At 45.5% G+C, this 16,900-nt stretch carries 12 protein-coding genes; all 12 read right to left on the reverse strand.

Features of this window, described 5'->3' with window-relative positions:
• Positions 1-49: 49 nt before the first annotated feature.
• The 12 genes from EWM62_RS06500 to EWM62_RS06555 all read right to left on the reverse strand — a co-directional run bounded on the left by EWM62_RS06500 (position 50) and on the right by EWM62_RS06555 (position 16,878).
• Positions 50-520: a nuclear transport factor 2 family protein gene (locus EWM62_RS06500; protein WP_129875842.1), complete on the reverse strand. Its 471-nt coding sequence runs from the start codon at positions 518-520 to the stop codon at positions 50-52.
• A gap of 80 nt (positions 521-600) precedes the next feature.
• The gene (locus tag EWM62_RS06505) at positions 601-1,515 is read right to left on the reverse strand and encodes a polysaccharide deacetylase family protein (RefSeq protein WP_129875843.1); all 915 of its coding nucleotides are present in this window, start codon (positions 1,513-1,515) and stop codon (positions 601-603) included.
• An 83-nt stretch (positions 1,516-1,598) separates the two neighbouring features.
• Positions 1,599-2,741, reverse strand: coding sequence for a Gfo/Idh/MocA family protein (locus EWM62_RS06510; protein ID WP_129875844.1), 1,143 nt, complete (start codon positions 2,739-2,741; stop codon positions 1,599-1,601).
• A gap of 1 nt (position 2,742) precedes the next feature.
• Positions 2,743-5,025 (reverse strand): GH92 family glycosyl hydrolase, encoded by a 2,283-nt coding sequence (locus tag EWM62_RS06515; protein WP_129875845.1) that lies wholly within the window; start codon positions 5,023-5,025, stop codon positions 2,743-2,745.
• Positions 5,026-5,105: 80 nt separating this feature from the next.
• Positions 5,106-6,605 carry a RagB/SusD family nutrient uptake outer membrane protein gene (locus EWM62_RS06520; RefSeq protein WP_129875846.1) on the reverse strand — a complete coding sequence of 500 codons (1,500 nt, stop codon included), beginning with the start codon at positions 6,603-6,605 and terminating at the stop codon, positions 5,106-5,108.
• 24 nt (positions 6,606-6,629) lie between these two features.
• Positions 6,630-10,037: a TonB-dependent receptor gene (locus tag EWM62_RS06525; RefSeq protein ID WP_129875847.1), complete on the reverse strand. Its 3,408-nt coding sequence runs from the start codon at positions 10,035-10,037 to the stop codon at positions 6,630-6,632.
• 255 nt (positions 10,038-10,292) lie between these two features.
• A complete protein-coding gene (locus EWM62_RS06530) occupies positions 10,293-11,483 on the reverse strand; it encodes a FecR family protein (RefSeq protein WP_129875848.1) in 1,191 nt (396 codons plus the stop codon).
• Between the two features lie 100 nt (positions 11,484-11,583).
• Complete coding sequence (locus EWM62_RS06535) at positions 11,584-12,171, reverse strand: RNA polymerase sigma factor (protein WP_129875849.1); 588 nt, start codon at positions 12,169-12,171, stop codon at positions 11,584-11,586.
• Between the two features lie 162 nt (positions 12,172-12,333).
• Complete coding sequence (gene ruvB / locus EWM62_RS06540; protein ID WP_129875850.1) at positions 12,334-13,356, reverse strand: Holliday junction branch migration DNA helicase RuvB; 1,023 nt, start codon at positions 13,354-13,356, stop codon at positions 12,334-12,336.
• A 139-nt stretch (positions 13,357-13,495) separates the two neighbouring features.
• Complete coding sequence (locus tag EWM62_RS06545) at positions 13,496-14,227, reverse strand: polyprenol monophosphomannose synthase (protein ID WP_129875851.1); 732 nt, start codon at positions 14,225-14,227, stop codon at positions 13,496-13,498.
• Between the two features lie 120 nt (positions 14,228-14,347).
• A complete protein-coding gene (locus tag EWM62_RS06550) occupies positions 14,348-15,787 on the reverse strand; it encodes a POT-type proton-dependent oligopeptide transporter (RefSeq protein ID WP_238989291.1) in 1,440 nt (479 codons plus the stop codon).
• 170 nt (positions 15,788-15,957) lie between these two features.
• Positions 15,958-16,878: a hypothetical protein gene (locus EWM62_RS06555; RefSeq protein ID WP_129875853.1), complete on the reverse strand. Its 921-nt coding sequence runs from the start codon at positions 16,876-16,878 to the stop codon at positions 15,958-15,960.
• Positions 16,879-16,900: the final 22 nt, after the last annotated feature.

Raw genomic sequence — 16,900 nt, forward strand, 5'->3', positions numbered from 1 at the left:
AGGCCTTTCCTTTTACTACCGCGCGTCATTGATATTTTTGGTGGCAAGTCTATCTGTTATGATATAATCTCGAATTTGAATAGGTTGCCTCACTTACAATTTTATTCCCTTTGATCTTGAATATGCTGGCGTTACGCACATCGTAACGGATAGGGCTGCCGGCTTTTTCTTTTAAGCCGATAATGTCATATTCTACCACCACGGTACTATCGGTATTGATCATATTATCCACCAGATACTTGGCATCCGGCGATACGTAAAACAGCTGGTGGAAGATCTGGTCGGCACCTTGCTGGCCAACCGATTCGCCATCCCAGTCGGTAGTGGTTATTTTGGCCTTATCGGCATATTGGGCAACCAGGCTTTTAAGGTCATGGTCGTTCAGGTATCTGAAATGCTCGTTAACAAGCTGTTTGGATATTTCGGTTTGCGTAACAACAGGCGTTTCGGGTTTATTGTTGCAGGCGGCAAATGCAGTTGCCAGTAATATGAACAGGATGGGGCGCAAGGTGGTTGTCATGGTTTAAAAGTACTTATTTATCTGAAATAATAAAGCCCCCTTATGTAATACAAAAGGGGGCTTTATTATTTCAGTTATTCTTAAAAACTGTTACGTATGCTGTTGCTTAAAGTTTTAGCGCTCCAGTAACCACTGTCCAATATCCTGCGCACGGTTAGCAGCGGGTAGTCAGGATCGCGCTTATCAGCCAGTTGGAAAGCCATTTTAAATCCTTTTTTATCAAGTTCGGGTAATACGGGTTTTTTCCAAATGCCAAACGGATAAGCAAAGTATTGAATTTTTTTGCCTGTAATTTCTTCCAGCTTTTTAGTCGGCTTATCAATCTGGGTAACCCAGTCATCAACCGGCCTGTTAGTTATTTTGCCGTTAAGGCCTTTAATCACCAGGTTAGAATTATGCGAATATTTATCTACACGGTGGTGGTCCCAGGTGTGGCTGGAAATGACGTGCCCGTCGTCAGATAGTTTTTTGATCATCTCGCTGGTCATATAATGCGGGCGGCCGATAGATACAGTCATTACAAAGAAAACGCCTTTAAAGCCGTATTTCTTCATTTCGGGGGCGGCTATGGTAAACTGGTCTACATCGGTATCGTCAAACGTTAGCATAATAGGTTTTTTTGGCAGCGGAGCGCCCGATACCAGGTAATTGTACAACTGGTCGGGCAGGATAGTGTGATAACCGCTATCGGCAAGCATTTTCATATGCTCTTTAAACGCGGCTATCTGTACAATATAGTCCTTGGCGTTTTTAGAGTCGGTAGCCTTCCAGTCGCGGATCTGGTGATAGCAAACTATAGGAACCTGCTTGCGGGCCAAAACAGCGGCCTTATCAACCGGGCCTGTCGCCAGTTTTGCCACCGGCGAAGACGATGCTGCTTCGGTGGTTGTTTTAACGCTATCAGCAGCGGCTTTTTCAGAAGATGCGGGTTTAGACTGGCACGATACCATGCCCAAAATACAAAGCGGCAGCAATGCCGAAAATTGCTTAAACATATTGCGGATGATGATTAATATGCCGCTAAAATAATACAATTAAACAGGGTTGTATTAACTGTTAATAAATATTATTTCAATGTTTACAACACTATCCGCTTGCCTTCGGCGATAGACCTTTTGGCGGCATCCAATATCTGCATCACTATCATGTTGTATTTTAACGATGACCTGTCGGTTATTCCTTTTAACCTGTTTTTTACCACCATTTGCAGGTAGGGGATGGGATGATCATTTGGTGTGGCTAAAGGCGCAGCCACGCTTTTTATAGCAGGCGCGTTATTTAGCCGGGTGATAACTGTATCCTTATCTAAAGCGTGCATGTAGCCTTCATCGCCAAAAACCTCCAGGTCCTTGATAGAGAACGGCCAGTTCCAGGATGCTTCGATAATACCGGTAGCCGTGGGGTACTCTACCAATATAGTAGCATCATCATCAACTTTGGGGTAGGTTTGCAGCTTAAAGTGACGGGCAACCGCGGTTACCGCAATAGGTTTCTGTCCGTTCATCAGCCAGGTCATCAGGTTGGCGCCGTAGCAGCCAAAATCGTTAAGGGCACCGGCACCGTTCATTTCGGGATCGGTAAGCCAGTTGGTAAAATCCTTGCTGCAGCCAATCTCTTTAGGGCCCTGGTGGCCATCGTGTACCACCATTTTCCTGATTTGGCCCAGGCTGTCCTGGCCTGCCACATCATACACGTGCTGGTACGATGGGTACCAGGTAGTTTCGTAATTGGTGAGCAGTTTAATGTAATACTTTAGGGCTAAAAACTCCATCCGGTTGGCCTGCGCAAGGGTGGCCGCCAGCGGCTTTTCAACCATTACAGATATACCTAAAGGGGCGCACACTTCTACAATATCAATATGCTTTGCAACCGGGTTATACCCCAGTACCACATCCGGCTTTTTAGCCGTAACCATCTTCTTCAGGTCATCAAACATAATGGAATCGGGCAGGTTGTACTGTTTTTGGTAACGCGCGCGCAGCTGCTTATCAGCCTCGGCAATACCTACAATAATAACCTTTCCATCGCGGTAATCGCCCAGGATATTATGCACATGATCGTGCGCAAGGCCTGCGATTGCCAGCTTTTGGGTGCTAAGTAATACAGGCGGCGCCGGGGCAAGTGGCAGCGTTTTGATAACCGCGGTGGTTTGTGCCCGTGCAGCTGTAAAAAATGCGCACGATATAATACATACACAGATAAACCTTGTAGTTTTTATCATGCTATTTTTCATTTGATAACGAGTATGGTACATCTGCCGCTTTGCTTCCCCGTACTTTGTTTGGCGTGGCCGACATGCTAAAATTAAGATTACCGCCTTGCTGCAACGCCTTATGGCTAAGCCAGTTATAGCTGTATGGTTTGCCGTTAACAGTAAGGTTACTTACAAAACGGTTTACCGGGCTGTTATTTGCAGCGTTTATGGTGACTGTTTTACCGTTCTCTAAAGTAAGGGTTATCTTTTTAAACAATGGCGCGCCTAAAACGTACTGGTCGCTGGCAGGTGTTACAGGGTAAAAACCCATAGCCGAAAACACATACCAGGCCGATGTTTGGCCGTTATCTTCGTCGCCGCAATAACCATCAGGGGCCGAGTGGTACATTTTGTTCATCACATCGCGCACGTGCAACTGGGTTTTCCACGGCTGGCCGGCGTAATTGTACAGATAGGTCATGTGCTGGATAGGCTGGTTACCATGCGCGTACTGGCCCATGCCCGCTATCTGCATCTCGCGAATCTCATGGATCACCTCGCCATAGTAGCTATCGTCAAATATTGGTGGCAGAGTCCATATCGAATCGAGCTTGGTTACAAATTTCTCTTTACCACCCATCAGGTCTATCAGCCCCTGCACGTCATGGAAAACGCTCCAGGTATAGTGCCAGCTGTTACCTTCGGTAAAGGCATCGCCCCATTTAAATGGGTTAAACGGACTTTGAAACTTACCATCCTTGTTTTTCCCGCGCATTAATCCCGTTTGCGGGTCGAACAGGTTTTTATAGTTCATGCTTCGCTTGCGGTAGATCTCCGTTTCAGATGCAGGGCGCCCCAGCGCTTTGCCTAATTTATATATCGCAAAATCGTCATAAGCATACTCTAAAGTACGGGCGGCGTTCTCGTTTATCTTTACATCGTAGGGCACATAGCCTAAGCTGTTGTAAAAATCCACACCATCGCGGCCGGTTGCGTTTGGCCCATCGTTGTTAGCGCCATGTAAAAGCGCCTGGTACAAGGTGCCGATATCGTAACCGCGACCGCCTTTTAAGTAAGCTTCGGATACCACCGATGCCGAGTTGTTCCCCACCATTACATTCGCGTAACCAGGGCTGCTCCATTCGGGTAGCCAGCCGCCTTCCTTGTAATCGTTTATCAGGCCTTCCTGCATCTCTTTATTAATGGAAGGATATACCAGGTTCAGGAATGGATACAGTGCCCTGAAAGTATCCCAAAAACCGGTGCCCGCAAACTTGTAACCCGGCAATACCTCGCCATTTTGCGCGCTGTAATGCATTATTTTTCCTTTGGCATCGATCTCGTACATTTTATTAGGGAAGAAAAGCATACGGTATAAGCATGAGTAAAAGGTTTTAACCTGCTCAACCGAACCGCCCTCAACCGACAAGCGGCTTAGCGTTTTGTTCCAAACGGCTTTTGCCTTTTGTTTGGTAATGTCGAAGTTGTCGTTACCGATTTCTCTGTTCAGGCTCACTTCAGCCTGCTCAATGCTGATGAATGACGAGGCCACCCGCATGTTCACCTTTTCGCCTTTAGCGGTCTTGAAACCTATAACCGCGCTGGCATGTTTGGCGGTAAGCTCTAAACCATCGTTCAGGGTGCTATCGCTGTAAACCTGGGCCAGGGTAATGGGCTTATCTACATATATAACAAAGTAATTTTTAAAGTTTTTAAGCGGGCCGCGGGCGTATTTACTTGAATAGCCAACAATCTTTCTTTCGCCGGGGATAACCTTGATGTACGACCCCTTGTCAAAAGCATCTATCACAATAAAGGAGCTATCCGTTTTTGGGTATGTGAACCTGAACTGCGCGCTGCGCTCGGTAGGGGCAATCTCGGTAGTTACGTCGTGGTCGGCCAGGTAAACGCTGTAGTAATATGGCTTAGCTATTTCGGCCTTGTGCGAGAACCAGCTTTGACGCTGGTTTTGCGATACTTTTATTTTCCCCGTAGCCGGCATAATGGCAAACTGCCCGTAATCGTTCATCCATGGCGATGGCTGGTGGGTTTGCTTAAAGCCGTTAATTTTATAGGCATCATAAGTGTATTGCCACCCGTCGCCCATTTTGCCGGTTTGCGGTGTCCAGAAGTTCATGCCCCAGGGCACGGCAATGGCGGGGTAAGTGTTGCCGTTACTCAGGTCGTATTTGGATTGGGTGCCCATTAACGGGTTTATCCACTCAACAGGGTCGGTTACTTTGGTAACCTGCTGGGCAAATGTGGTAGCGGTAAATAGTATGGTGCTTAAAAAAAGGAGCCTTTTTTTCATGTAGAGATTAATAGTTATAAACGTAATTGGCCGTAAATATAAAAGACTGGCAGGTATTGCCAGTCTTTTATATTGTAAAATTATTGCCACCCCGGGTTTTGTGTAAGTTTCGGGTTGGTGTTCATTTCGCGCTGCGGTATAGGCCACAGGTAATATTGTTCCTTAAAGGTGACATCCTGCTCGTTTTTACCTGTTGTAGCATCGGGGAAGGAGTGGGTCGCCACATCATACCTTTTGTGTGTGCGCTGCATATCAAAGTATGCCTTGTTCTCGTAGGCAAGCTCGTGGTAACGCTGCTGCCACACTTCTTCCCTAAAGGCGCTTTGCGACAATGCGCCAATAGGCGCTAAATGCGCACGGTTGCGTATAGCATTTATCGCGTCGCGGGATGTTGAGTTTGGCGACCCATCCGCTTCGTTTTGTGCTTCGGCATATATCAGCATAGCTTCGGGCAAACGCAGCAGTGTCCAGTTTTCGTCGCTTTTACCGTTCCCTAAAGCGCTTTCTACATGAAAATATTTGTAAAGCGCATGCTCGCCAAACTGGATGATGGTACCGGGGTCTTTATCCTTTGGATAGCTGGAGAAATAAAACTGCCTTTCTTCGGTACGCAGGTCGCCTGCCGGATAGCTGGCAACAAACTCATCTGTAGGTATCATAGCCCCAAGGTGATCGCCATAAGACCCCACCTGTAAGTTAAATGGTAAAGTTAACTGCGGTATGGCATTTTCTTTTATGCCAACCAGGTAGTTTATCTGGAAGATCAATTCTCCCTGGTTTTTATGGGCGTTGTCGTGCAGGTAATCATACTTGTCAAATAAAGTATAGTCGCTTAATACCGGCAATACTTCGGCCGCGGCTAAAGCATAGTTTTCGATTTTTTTCAACGGATAACCTGCCATAGTTAAGTAAACGCTCCCTAACAACGTACGCACAGCACCTATTGATGCACGGCCGGTTTGGTCGGTTTCGGGCATGCCCGAATCTTTCGCCGCTTTAAGATCGGCCACGATCAGGTCGTAAACCGCCGCAACGGGCGAACGCTCGGGGTAAAGAGTTTCGCTGGTAATGGTAACCGGTTCTGTTATTAACGGCACATCGCCATACAGCCTTACCAAATGGTAGTAAAAGAAAGCTCTTAAAAAATAAACTTCGCCTAATAGCTTTTTCTTATCCGCATCGGGCATAGTAATCTCGGGGATGCGCTTAAGCGCCACGTTAGCATTCGCGATAGCGGCATAACTGTTTGACCATACCGTTTCAAAACCCGGGTTTGTAGGGCTTGTACTTTGGTTTATCACCTGTTTATTATTAACACTTTGCCCAAGCGTGGTTGTATGCCCTGCAAAAAGCTCTAAAGTAATAAACGGGCTTTCGCCGTAGGCATCGCCATTTTGGAACATGTATAAATTGGCGTAAATGCCATTAACAAATGTTTTAGCCTGTGAAGCGGTTGTGAAATAGTTGCCGGTATTAAAGTTATCTCTCCTTTCTTCGTCGAGGTATTTTTTGCAACTACTTGCCGTAATGGTAAGGATGAGTAATAAACAGATCCTTAATTTTTTAAAGTTAAACTTCATAATAATATATATTAAATGGTTTAATTAGAAACTAACGTTTAAGCCAAGCAAGAATGTTCTTGGTTTTGGATAATCGTAAAACAGGATACCCTGGGTAAAGTTGCTGCTACCGTTGTAAGTAGATACTTCGGGATCGTAACCGGTGTATTTGGTTATGATAAACAGGTTTTGCGCCTGCGCGTACACCCTTAATCTGCTTACTTTCAGCTTTTTCAAGATGTTGTCAGCAAAGTTATAACCTAACGTAACAGACCTGCCGCGGATGAAATTACCGTTCTCTACCTTGGTAGAATAGATCTCGGTTTGATAACCTACATAAGCGGGGCGGGTTTCGGCTATGCTGGTGTTTTGGTGCTCAGGTGTCCAGGCATCCAGTACAGTTGCATAGCTATTTGCCTGGCCTGTGCGGTCCTGGCCCGAGTGTTTGGTTAAGTTCATGATCTGGTTACCGTAGTTAAACTGTAACTCGATACCAAGCTCGACGCCTTTATAGCGAAAGTTGTTTGTAAACGTACCAAAACCATCCGGGGTAGATTTGCCCAGCACCTCGCGGTCATCTGCAGTGATCTTACCATCGCCGTTGGTGTCTTTTATTTTAAGGTCGCCTGGTTTAAGATTATTGTAAGAAGCAGCTTGTGCGGCTTCTGATGTGCCCCAGGTACCTAATACGGTGTAGCCATAAAAGCTACCCGGTGCCAGGCCAACCCTCATCAGGTTAAAGTCTGATAAAAAGCCCGGAGCCAAAAAGATGTCATCATTGTTTTGGCCAAGCGCTAAGATCCTGGTATTCAGGAATGTGATATTGAAGTTAGAACTCCAGGTAAAGTTTTCGGTTTTGATGTTGGTAGTATTGATACCAAGTTCGATACCCTTATTTTGCAATTTACCAATGTTCTTAAACACGTTTCCAAAACCGCTTGTTTGTGGTATTGGAGAGTTAAGCAACAACGCCTGGGTTTTTTTCAGGAACGCGTCGGCTTCAATGTTAATACGATTATTAAATAAGCCCAAGGATACACCAAAATCGATCTCGGAGTTTTTCTCCCATCCAAGGTCCTCGTTACCGATAGATGTTTGGCGGGTGCCAATGGCTTGCGCGCCACCAAATACGTAAGGCGTGGTTTCGATGTTGGCAGTCGACCGGTACTCGCCAATTTCGGTGTTACCGGTTAAACCGTAGCTCAACCTGAATTTAAGGTCGGATATGGTTTTGTTATCCTTAAGAAATGCTTCCTGCGATGCTCTCCAGGCTATTGCGGCGGAGGGGAAGAAACCATATTTAGTGTTTTTACCCAACCGCGATGAACCATCCTGACGGCCTGTTACGGTTAAAAGATATTTTTCTTTTAAGTTGTAATTTAAACGGGCGAAGAACGATTGCATTTGCCAGGCATCATAATTAGAACTTGGCCTGCCCGGGATTTGACCGGCACCAAGGTTGTAAAAGCTGTAAAAATTATCAGACAATGTACTGGTTGATGCACCAAACCCTGTTTGTTTAAAGTTTTGACGCTCGAAACCTGCTACCAGGTTTATTTTGTGGATGCCTGCGAAGGTTTTATCATATGTAAAATAGTTTGACCATTGCCAAAACACATTATTGGCCTCGCTGATAGATGCCGAACTATAATCCTGGTTAGCGGTTGCGCCACCAACTAAACCTGTTTGCGAGTTAGGGTAGTAGTTTGCAGATGTAGTAACACCCAGCACACTGCGAAACTGTAAACTTGGCAAAATGTTAATGTTTGCATAAGTATTACCGCTAAACACCCTTAATTTTGATAGTTGCGTTATCTCGTTGGCCTGCGCAACCGGGTTGTCGCCGCCTTCCATGTTAGGGTAGTCGGTACGTTTGCCGTAGCTGCCATCCGGGTAACGGATAGGGATAATAGAAGGCATTTCTACCAACATACGCGGGATGTTGTTACCGCCAACACCGTTATCCTGCGCGCGGCCTTCCTGGGCGTTATAGTTTAATGTTGCGCCAACTTTTAACCATGGTTTAATTTGATTGTCGAAAGTTAAACGCGCGTTATATCGCTTTAAATAGCTGTTTAGGATGATGCCCTGATCATCAGCATAGTTTAAAAAGAAACCGTAGTTCATTTTTTCGCCCGACCCGGTGAAAGACAGATTGTGGTTTTGGCTAACCGCGGTGCGGGTAGTTGCGTCCTGCCAGTCTACATCGTAAAGCGGCTGCAAATTAGCATCGAATAGTTTGCCGATTAACGCTGTACGGATAACTTTAGGGTCGTCATCAGCATAATCTCCATTGGCCCAGCCTGTAGGGTCGTACTTTTTGATGTTGGCATACCCCAGGTCCTCGATAGCTAAAAATTCTTTTGCGTTAAGCACATCAAGCTTTTTAGCCATTTTACTTACGCTTACGTAGCTATCATAGCTAACGGTACCGGCCCCGCCTTTTGCACCACGTTTAGTGGTAACCAAAATTACACCGTTTGCACCCCGTGTACCATAAATAGCAGTTGATGATGCATCCTTCAATACATCGATTGATTCAACATCGTTAGGGTTAATGGCGTTACCGCCTTCTGTCCATACAACACCATCAACCACGTATAAGGGATTAGTGCTTGCATTAAGCGATGTATAACCGCGGATACGCACTTTGGTAGCACCACCCGGTGCACCCGAGTTACTGGATACGTTTACACCGGCAATTTTACCGGCAAGTTCCTGCTCCAGGTTGGTTTGCGGCCTTTCCTGCAAAGCCTTACTGCCAACGCTGCCCACAGATCCGGTTAGATCCACACGTTTGGATGTACCGTAACCAACCACCACCACTTCGTTCAGCGCTTGCGGCGCTTCGGCCAATACCACATCAATGGTTTGGCGGTTGTTGATCGGGACTTCCTGCGAGGTATAGCCTATAAAGCTGAATACCAGCACGGCGGAGCCTTCGGGAACGGTTAGCTTATACTTACCGTTAACATCTGTAGCTGTGCCGGTTGTGGTGCCTTTCAGTTTAACGTTTACACCCGGTAACGGGCCTTTGGCATCGCTTACAGTACCCTGTATGTCAACAGCTTTTATCTCGATAGGGGTGTTGTTGGCGTCGCGTTTTTTAACTACAATGGTTTCCTGGAAAATTTTGTAGGTAAGGGGCTGGTCTTTAAAGGCTTCGGTAAGCGCCTGGTCGATGGTTACATTATCAACATCGATATTTATACCGCCGGCCTTTGATACATCCTGCTTATCATACATAAAATGATAGCCGGTTTGTTTCTCTATCAGGCGCAGGACTTTCTCAACAGAAGCATTCTTTTGGCGCAACGATACAGTTTGGCTGAATGTTTTTGCGCTCACATTGGTAAGGGCTGCAATTATTAAAATGGCAGTGAATTTCATAACCAATATTATTTTGGAGAGTTTAGACCACGCCAAAGGCGTGGCCTTAGAATTAAAATTCATAAGTTTGTTGTGTTTGGGTTAAACATTAAGTTTCAATTCGTCAATTGCAATTATTATGGGACCCAGGCATTTGCCGGGAAAGTGGGTCGAAACACTTCCCGGTTTTTTTATATGCTTATCTTATACGCTGCGATAAGAGTGGGGCCGCCAATTGCGCTTAGCTTGCGGGGTGTATTTCTTTCATCATAGGTAGTTTTGTAGTGTGAATAATTGATGTATATATTGGTATTGTTTTTTGGCTTATTTGCTGTTTTATTATAAAACGATAATTTTCTTTCCTTCTATCTTCAGGTTGATGCCTGTGTACTTTAATATATCTAATAACACCGATGCTTTTACATTGCGCGATAACCGGCCTGTGAATACCTTATCAGGTATTTTGCCGCTGTAGGTAACATCAACATCGTACCAGCGAGCGGCCTGGCGCAGTATGGCGTCAATATGCACCTCCCTGAACTGGAAAATGCCGTTCTTCCAGGCGGTTTCGTCGTCCACGTCTATATCGTCAACCACTTTGCTTTGGCCCGATGCTTTTATCTGCGCCTGCTGGCCGGGCCTTAACCTGGCGCTGAACGTGCCGGCGGTGATGTTTACCGCGCCTTCCAGCAAGGTGGTTTTCATGGTGCTTTCATCATCATAGGCCATTACATTAAAGTGGGTGCCTAAAACTTCTATTTGCGCTTTATTAGTTTTTACCCTGAAAGGCATGGCTGCGTTTTTGGTAACCTCAAAGTACGCTTCGCCGGTAATTTCAACCTGCCTTGTTGTACCGGTAAAGCGGGTAGGGAAGCTTAACGATGATGCCGAGTTTAGCCAAACCTTTGTGCCATCAGGCAACACAACCTGGTACTGCCCGCCACGCGGCGTGGTAATGGTATTTATTGATGGTACCGTGTTTGCATCTGCAAGCGCAGATACATCATATATCAGCTGGCCGTTTGCTGTTTTTTTGATGGATGTGCCGCCCAGTTTAGCCAGCGTGCCGTTTTGGGCGTTATCTAATATGATGGTTTTGCCGTTTGCAAGGGTAAGCACCGCTTTATTACCGCCAGGCTGGGCATCGTGCAGTATGGGCTTTGTTTTTGTTATATGCTGAACAGTATTTTGCTGGCGCATTAATTTATGAAACCCTATGCCTACAAAAAACAATACTATGGCGGCAGTAGCTATTTTGGTCCAAAGGATAATGTTACCGCGCTTTTTTACGGGTTTTCCGTTTTCGTCCGCGCCTAATATGTTTTTGAGTATGGCGCTTGTTTTATCGGTACTGAACAACCTTGTATCGGGTTTAAGATCATCCCAGGCCTGGCGGATAAGCAGGGAAAGCTCTTCGTCGCTTGCGCCGGCGTTTATAGCAGCAAACAACTCGTCGCGCTCCTGCGGGGTAGCCGTTTTACTGTAATAACGATCAAAAAGGTATCTCAACCTTAGCCTGGATGTAGTCATTAAATGTTTGTTCAATAAATTGGTAGGTGTAAAAGCCGGGGAGCTTTTATTACATGACACCAAAGGCGGGTAAAAAGGGGGTATTGATTCGTGATTTTTTTTAAAAAAATATCGACGCCAGTATGATCATTGCCGAAATATCGATATTCGACTGTACAAAACTGGTAATAGAGTGGGTAGCGCCCTGCAGGTATTTTTTCACCGTTTCGCGCGACAGGCCCATCTGGTTGGCTATCTCGTCGTATTTTAAACGGCTGTGGCGGCTTAGCAAATAAACTTTTTGCTGCTGCGGCGGCAGGTGGTCAATGGCCTGGTCTAATAAGCCGTAATAGCCGTCGGTACCGGCATTATCTTCATATGCCAGGGCAACAACATTATCCTCGATGGTTTTTTGATGTATGCGTTCTTTAGCCAGTTTACGCAGGCAATTTAACGCGTGGTTTTTAGAGATCACAAATAAATACGCCTTGAAATTTTGTACGGCTGTAAGTGTTTCGCGGCTCATCCAAATCTTCAGGAAAACATCCTGTACTATTTCCTCGGCCAGTTCAACAGAATCGGTTATGCGGTAAATATGTGTACCTAAAAGCTGGTGATGGATGTTGAACAATTCACTAAACGCGTGTTCGTCCCCACAGGCAACCTTCAAGAGCAGCTCTTTTTCACAAGGTGAAACCAAATCAGACATAGGTAGTTATTGGTGTCGGCAAATAATAAAAAATATATTACAACTGCAACCCAATAATGTTTTAATGTTAAAAAAGTATCACTATGTGTAATAACGACACATCATAATTGCTTAATCTGCAAATAATTAACCATAGCAAAAAAAATGGAATAGCTAAGTGTTTTAAAATAAGGAGGGATTACCGCCCAGTTTTATCTTGCCCAGGTGTTTATATGCGCTTTCGGTAGCTTCGCGGCCACGGGCGGTGCGCATTAAAAACCCCTCCTGTATCAGAAATGGCTCGTACACTTCCTCAATGGTGCCTTCTTCTTCGCCCACGGCGGTAGCAATGGTTTTTAAACCTACCGGGCCGCCTTTAAATTTATCAATAATGGTTGATAGGATCTTGTTGTCCATCTCGTCCAAACCATGCTCATCAACATTAAGGGCGTTAAGGGCATATTTGGCAATGGCGGTATCGATATTGCCATCGCCTTTTATCTGGGCAAAATCGCGGGTACGGCGCAGCAGGGCGTTGGCTATACGCGGTGTACCACGGCTGCGGCGGGCAATCTCGTAAGCGCCTTCGTCGCTAATGGGCGAACGCAATATAGCGGCCGAGCGCAGCACAATGGTAGTTAACAGCTTAGCATCGTAATACTCTAAGCGGCTGTTGATGCCAAACCTGGCGCGCAAAGGCGCTGTTAGCAAGCCCGAGCGGGTGGTGGCACCCACAAGGGTGAATGGGTTAAGCGAAATTTGTACCGAGCGTGCATTAGGGCCGCTTTCCAGCATAATATCTATCTTAAAATCCTCCATGGCCGAGTACAGGTATTCTTCTACCAAGGGGCTTAAACGGTGAATCTCGTCAATAAAAAGTATGTCGCCTGTTTCCAGGCCGGTGAGCAGGCCGGCAAGGTCGCCGGGTTTATCAAGCACGGGGCCTGATGTTATTTTGATACCCACCCCCATTTCGTTGGCGATAATGTGCGATAGGGTGGTTTTGCCCAATCCGGGAGGGCCGTGCAGCAATACGTGGTCCAGCGCTTCGCCGCGCTGGCGGGCAGCCTGTACAAATATGCGCAGGTTTGCCAATATTTTATGCTGACCGGTAAAATCTTCAAACACCTGTGGGCGCAGCACTTTTTCTATATCACGCTCGGCAGGAGAGAGGCGTTCGGCTTCCGGATCAAGGTTTTCGTTCATGCTTTTATTTCGAATTAACTATGTTGAGGGCTGCGCCGTTTCGAATTTTCAATTTCGGATTTGAAAAGGTTAAAGTTAAGCTAAATTCAGACTTTCGATAGGATAAATTCGAAATTGAACATCCGAAATTGGAAATTTCTCACCCCTCCGGATACTTCCTGAAAATGCTATTTATCTTCATCTGGATAACGCCAAAAAATGCTTCCTTAAAGATGCCCGACGACATTTTAGAGGTACCGGCGGTACGGTCGGTAAATATGATGGGTACTTCGGTTACTTTAAATCCATGCTTTATGGAAGTGTATTTCATCTCTATCTGGAAAGCATAGCCTACAAATTTTATCTTATCCAGATCAAGGGTTTGCAGCACTTTACGTTTGTAACACATAAAGCCGGCGGTTGCATCCTGTACATTAATGCCCGTTATAAAACGCACATATACCGATGCGAAAAAGCTCATTAAAACCCGGCTCATGGGCCAGTTAACCACATTTACCCCTTTTATGTACCTTGAGCCAATGGCGGCATCGGCACCATCGATACAGGCTTGCCGCAGGCGCAGCAGGTCGTCGGGGTTGTGCGAGAAATCGGCATCCATCTCAAAAATAAAATCGTAATGGTGCGCTATAGCCCATTTAAAGCCGTGGATATAGGCAGTGCCTAAGCCTTGCTTGCCCGTTCGTTCTTCAATAAAAAGCTTACCATCATACTCCTGCTGTAATTGCTTTACAATATTCGCTGTACCATCCGGCGATCCATCGTCAATAATAAGCACGTGGAAATCATGCGGAAGGGTAAACACCTTTCGGATCATCCGCTCGATATTTTCCTTCTCGTTATAAGTAGGAATGATGATAATACTATCAGGCACGTAGATGCTGGTTTGTTTGTTTTGTAATGAACGGCGCTAAAATAATTTAATTTTATACCGCTTTAAAATAAAAAACAGGAAAGTGGCGTGCTTTCCTGTTTTTTTAAAGTAATATTTTGTTTACAACCGTTCGGTTTCCGAAGCTACCTGGTTAATACTAACAGGGTCGGTAATATAATTTCGTTCTTTAAGACGCGGAGAGATGATTAAAAACGCGATGATAAATACACATATAAATGCTACAAAAAACCACTCGTAATTGGCGCCTTTTAAATTCCTGGCCCACCAGCCGCCGCTCTCTATTGCGCCGTTAACCATAGCAGTTATCAAATTTCCGAATGATACCACCAGGAACCAGATCCCCGTCATGGTACTCTTCATTGATTTTGGCGAATGCGTATAAGCGTATTCCAAACCGGTGATAGATACCAGTACTTCTGCCGCTGAAAGCACCATAAATGCCAGTACCTGCCACCAAATTGATGGCGAGCCACCATGGTCAAGATCGGTGTGGATAACGCCAATTATCACAAATGATAATGCCGTTAAAACCAAACCAGTACCAAGCCTGCGAAGAGGCGTTGTTTTTAACCCCATCTTATCAAGGCGTGGATATACCACGTAGTTGAAGAAAGGAATGAATAACAACAGGAATACGGTGTTGAAGGTAGATAGCTGACCAGGATATATAGTGAATTTGGTAAAGCCAAGGTTAATTACACGGTCCATTTTTTCGGCGTAAAGTGTCCATTCAGATAAACACTGGTCCCAAACGGCCCAAAATGCAAGCGCAAAAAAGAATACCGACATAACGCGATATACAGCTTTTACGCCCTCAACGCGTTCAGGATCGTAAGCCCCTTTGGCAATATCGAGCATGGCTTGCCCCGGTTTGCGCTGGCTTAAGTGAGTTAGCGCATACCAGGTTATAAATACCAGGTTGTTACGGTTAACGCCCTGCGGAGGAACCTTCACATATTTTTTACGGCCCGAGAAAAATATGATGGTAGCCAGCGCCATTAGCAGGCCCGGAATACCGAACGCCCATTTTGGGCCGAAGTGCTCGTACGTCCATGGAATTGCAACGGTAGAGATCATAGAACCGGCGTTAATGCTGAAATAGAACCAACCGTAAACTTTAGAAAGCAGGTCCTGGTTGGTAGCATCAAACTGATCGCCAACGTTGGCCGATACGCACGATTTGATACCACCGGCGCCAACAGCAACTACCAGCAAACCTAATTCGAAACCGGTGAGGCCGCCATCAAACGTGGCCAGCATTAAATGCCCTATGCAGTAAACTATCGATACATATAAAATAAGTTTGTATTTGCCGGTAAACCAATCGGCTATCATGCCGCCTACAAAGGGCAGCGCATAGGCTACCATCACAAATAAATGGTGCAGCTTATTAGCATGTGCGTTGGCCTGGTCGGTTAATGCCGGGTTATCTGCCGGGTTAAAAAATTGGTTCACTAAAAACAGTGTGAGCACCGACCGCATCCCATAAAAGCTAAAACGCTCTGCAGCTTCGTTCCCGATGATATACGGGACTGCCATTGGAAATCTGGATTTTGGTTTTGACGGAGCCGTAGCTTGTAGGTTTTCTGCCATGCTTTTTCTGAACTATTTTTGCCTAAAATACTATAATTAAATTAATCCGAAATTTTATACCGAAATTATTACAAAGCATACCCGCTTTGTTTTGATTACTACCAGATAATAAGTTTTTAATTTTTTTTCTTTAGTGGGATGGATGCCCTGTCTTTAATTGCCTGTGCTTTTGGGTCTACATAATCTACATCCTGTTCCTGGGGTATGTTGCGCATGTCAAGGTTTTCTACAAATACCCATTTGCCGTTTTTTAGTTTGTAACCATCGTAGGTAAGGTCGGGGCCAAAGGTTTCGGGCCTGTCCTTCATTTTATCGTCGGGCGGGGCAAGGTGGTCAAATACGATCAGCTGCTGATCGGCTACGTAACGCAAAAGCATTGATGCCTGCCGGGTGTACTCAAAAATGATGCGTTTGCGGTTTTTTTTGTTGCCATCAAACACGGGCATGCCCAGGCTTAGCTTATCGTTCCTGTCGAAAGATAGCACCTCGATCACCTTTTTTGTTGATTTTACCGTGTTGCCTTTCCAGCCTAATAAAACATAGTAAGGTTTTGAAGCTGCCACTTTTACTATTTTGTAATATTGTGCGCCATACCATTTGTGGCTATCGGTTACCGAGTCTTCGGGGTTTTTTAAGAAGGGCGAATAATCTTCGAGCGGGTACATCAGCAGGCTGCCGCCGGTATTCATTTGTACGGTGCCGTAAAAGCGGTAGCTGCCATCCTGGTTCATTATATGCCAGCTTAAGATCCTGAAACGGTTATCGGGCGCGTTAATAATGCTGATGCTTTTAACCGAATCGAACGGGAAATTGAAGGAATGAGGAACCCTTAAAGCGGCAACCAATAAGGGGATGAACCGGTAATTGGCATTTTTGCGCTCCAGTTCATCGGGGTGGTTCACAAACTTTTTACCAAGTGCGGCAAGGCTATCCTGGTAAACACCTAAGTCCTTAAGGTCCTTGTTCCCGTCGGAATGCTGCGCGAAAGATGCGGTAGATATGAATAACAGGAAAAGTGCAGAAAGAAAACCTCTCATCAAATATTTTTAAGATAAAGAT

This window comes from Mucilaginibacter terrigena (assembly GCF_004168255.1).
In the GTDB taxonomy this organism is placed as follows: Bacteria; Bacteroidota; Bacteroidia; order Sphingobacteriales; family Sphingobacteriaceae; genus Mucilaginibacter; species Mucilaginibacter terrigena.

What these genes read in the sequence shown, in the direction of transcription:
- EWM62_RS06500 (WP_129875842.1), bottom strand. Translation starts at nt 520, where the DNA reads ATGACAACCACCTTGCGCCCCATCCTGTTCATATTACTGGCAACTGCA.
- EWM62_RS06505 (WP_129875843.1), bottom strand. Translation starts at nt 1,515, where the DNA reads ATGTTTAAGCAATTTTCGGCATTGCTGCCGCTTTGTATTTTGGGCATG.
- EWM62_RS06510 (WP_129875844.1), bottom strand. Translation starts at nt 2,741, where the DNA reads ATGATAAAAACTACAAGGTTTATCTGTGTATGTATTATATCGTGCGCA.
- EWM62_RS06515 (WP_129875845.1), bottom strand. Translation starts at nt 5,025, where the DNA reads ATGAAAAAAAGGCTCCTTTTTTTAAGCACCATACTATTTACCGCTACC.
- EWM62_RS06520 (WP_129875846.1), bottom strand. Translation starts at nt 6,605, where the DNA reads ATGAAGTTTAACTTTAAAAAATTAAGGATCTGTTTATTACTCATCCTT.
- EWM62_RS06525 (WP_129875847.1), bottom strand. Translation starts at nt 10,037, where the DNA reads ATGAATTTTAATTCTAAGGCCACGCCTTTGGCGTGGTCTAAACTCTCC.
- EWM62_RS06530 (WP_129875848.1), bottom strand. Translation starts at nt 11,483, where the DNA reads ATGACTACATCCAGGCTAAGGTTGAGATACCTTTTTGATCGTTATTAC.
- EWM62_RS06535 (WP_129875849.1), bottom strand. Translation starts at nt 12,171, where the DNA reads ATGTCTGATTTGGTTTCACCTTGTGAAAAAGAGCTGCTCTTGAAGGTT.
- ruvB (WP_129875850.1), bottom strand. Translation starts at nt 13,356, where the DNA reads ATGAACGAAAACCTTGATCCGGAAGCCGAACGCCTCTCTCCTGCCGAG.
- EWM62_RS06550 (WP_238989291.1), bottom strand. Translation starts at nt 15,787, where the DNA reads ATGGCAGTCCCGTATATCATCGGGAACGAAGCTGCAGAGCGTTTTAGC.
- EWM62_RS06555 (WP_129875853.1), bottom strand. Translation starts at nt 16,878, where the DNA reads ATGAGAGGTTTTCTTTCTGCACTTTTCCTGTTATTCATATCTACCGCA.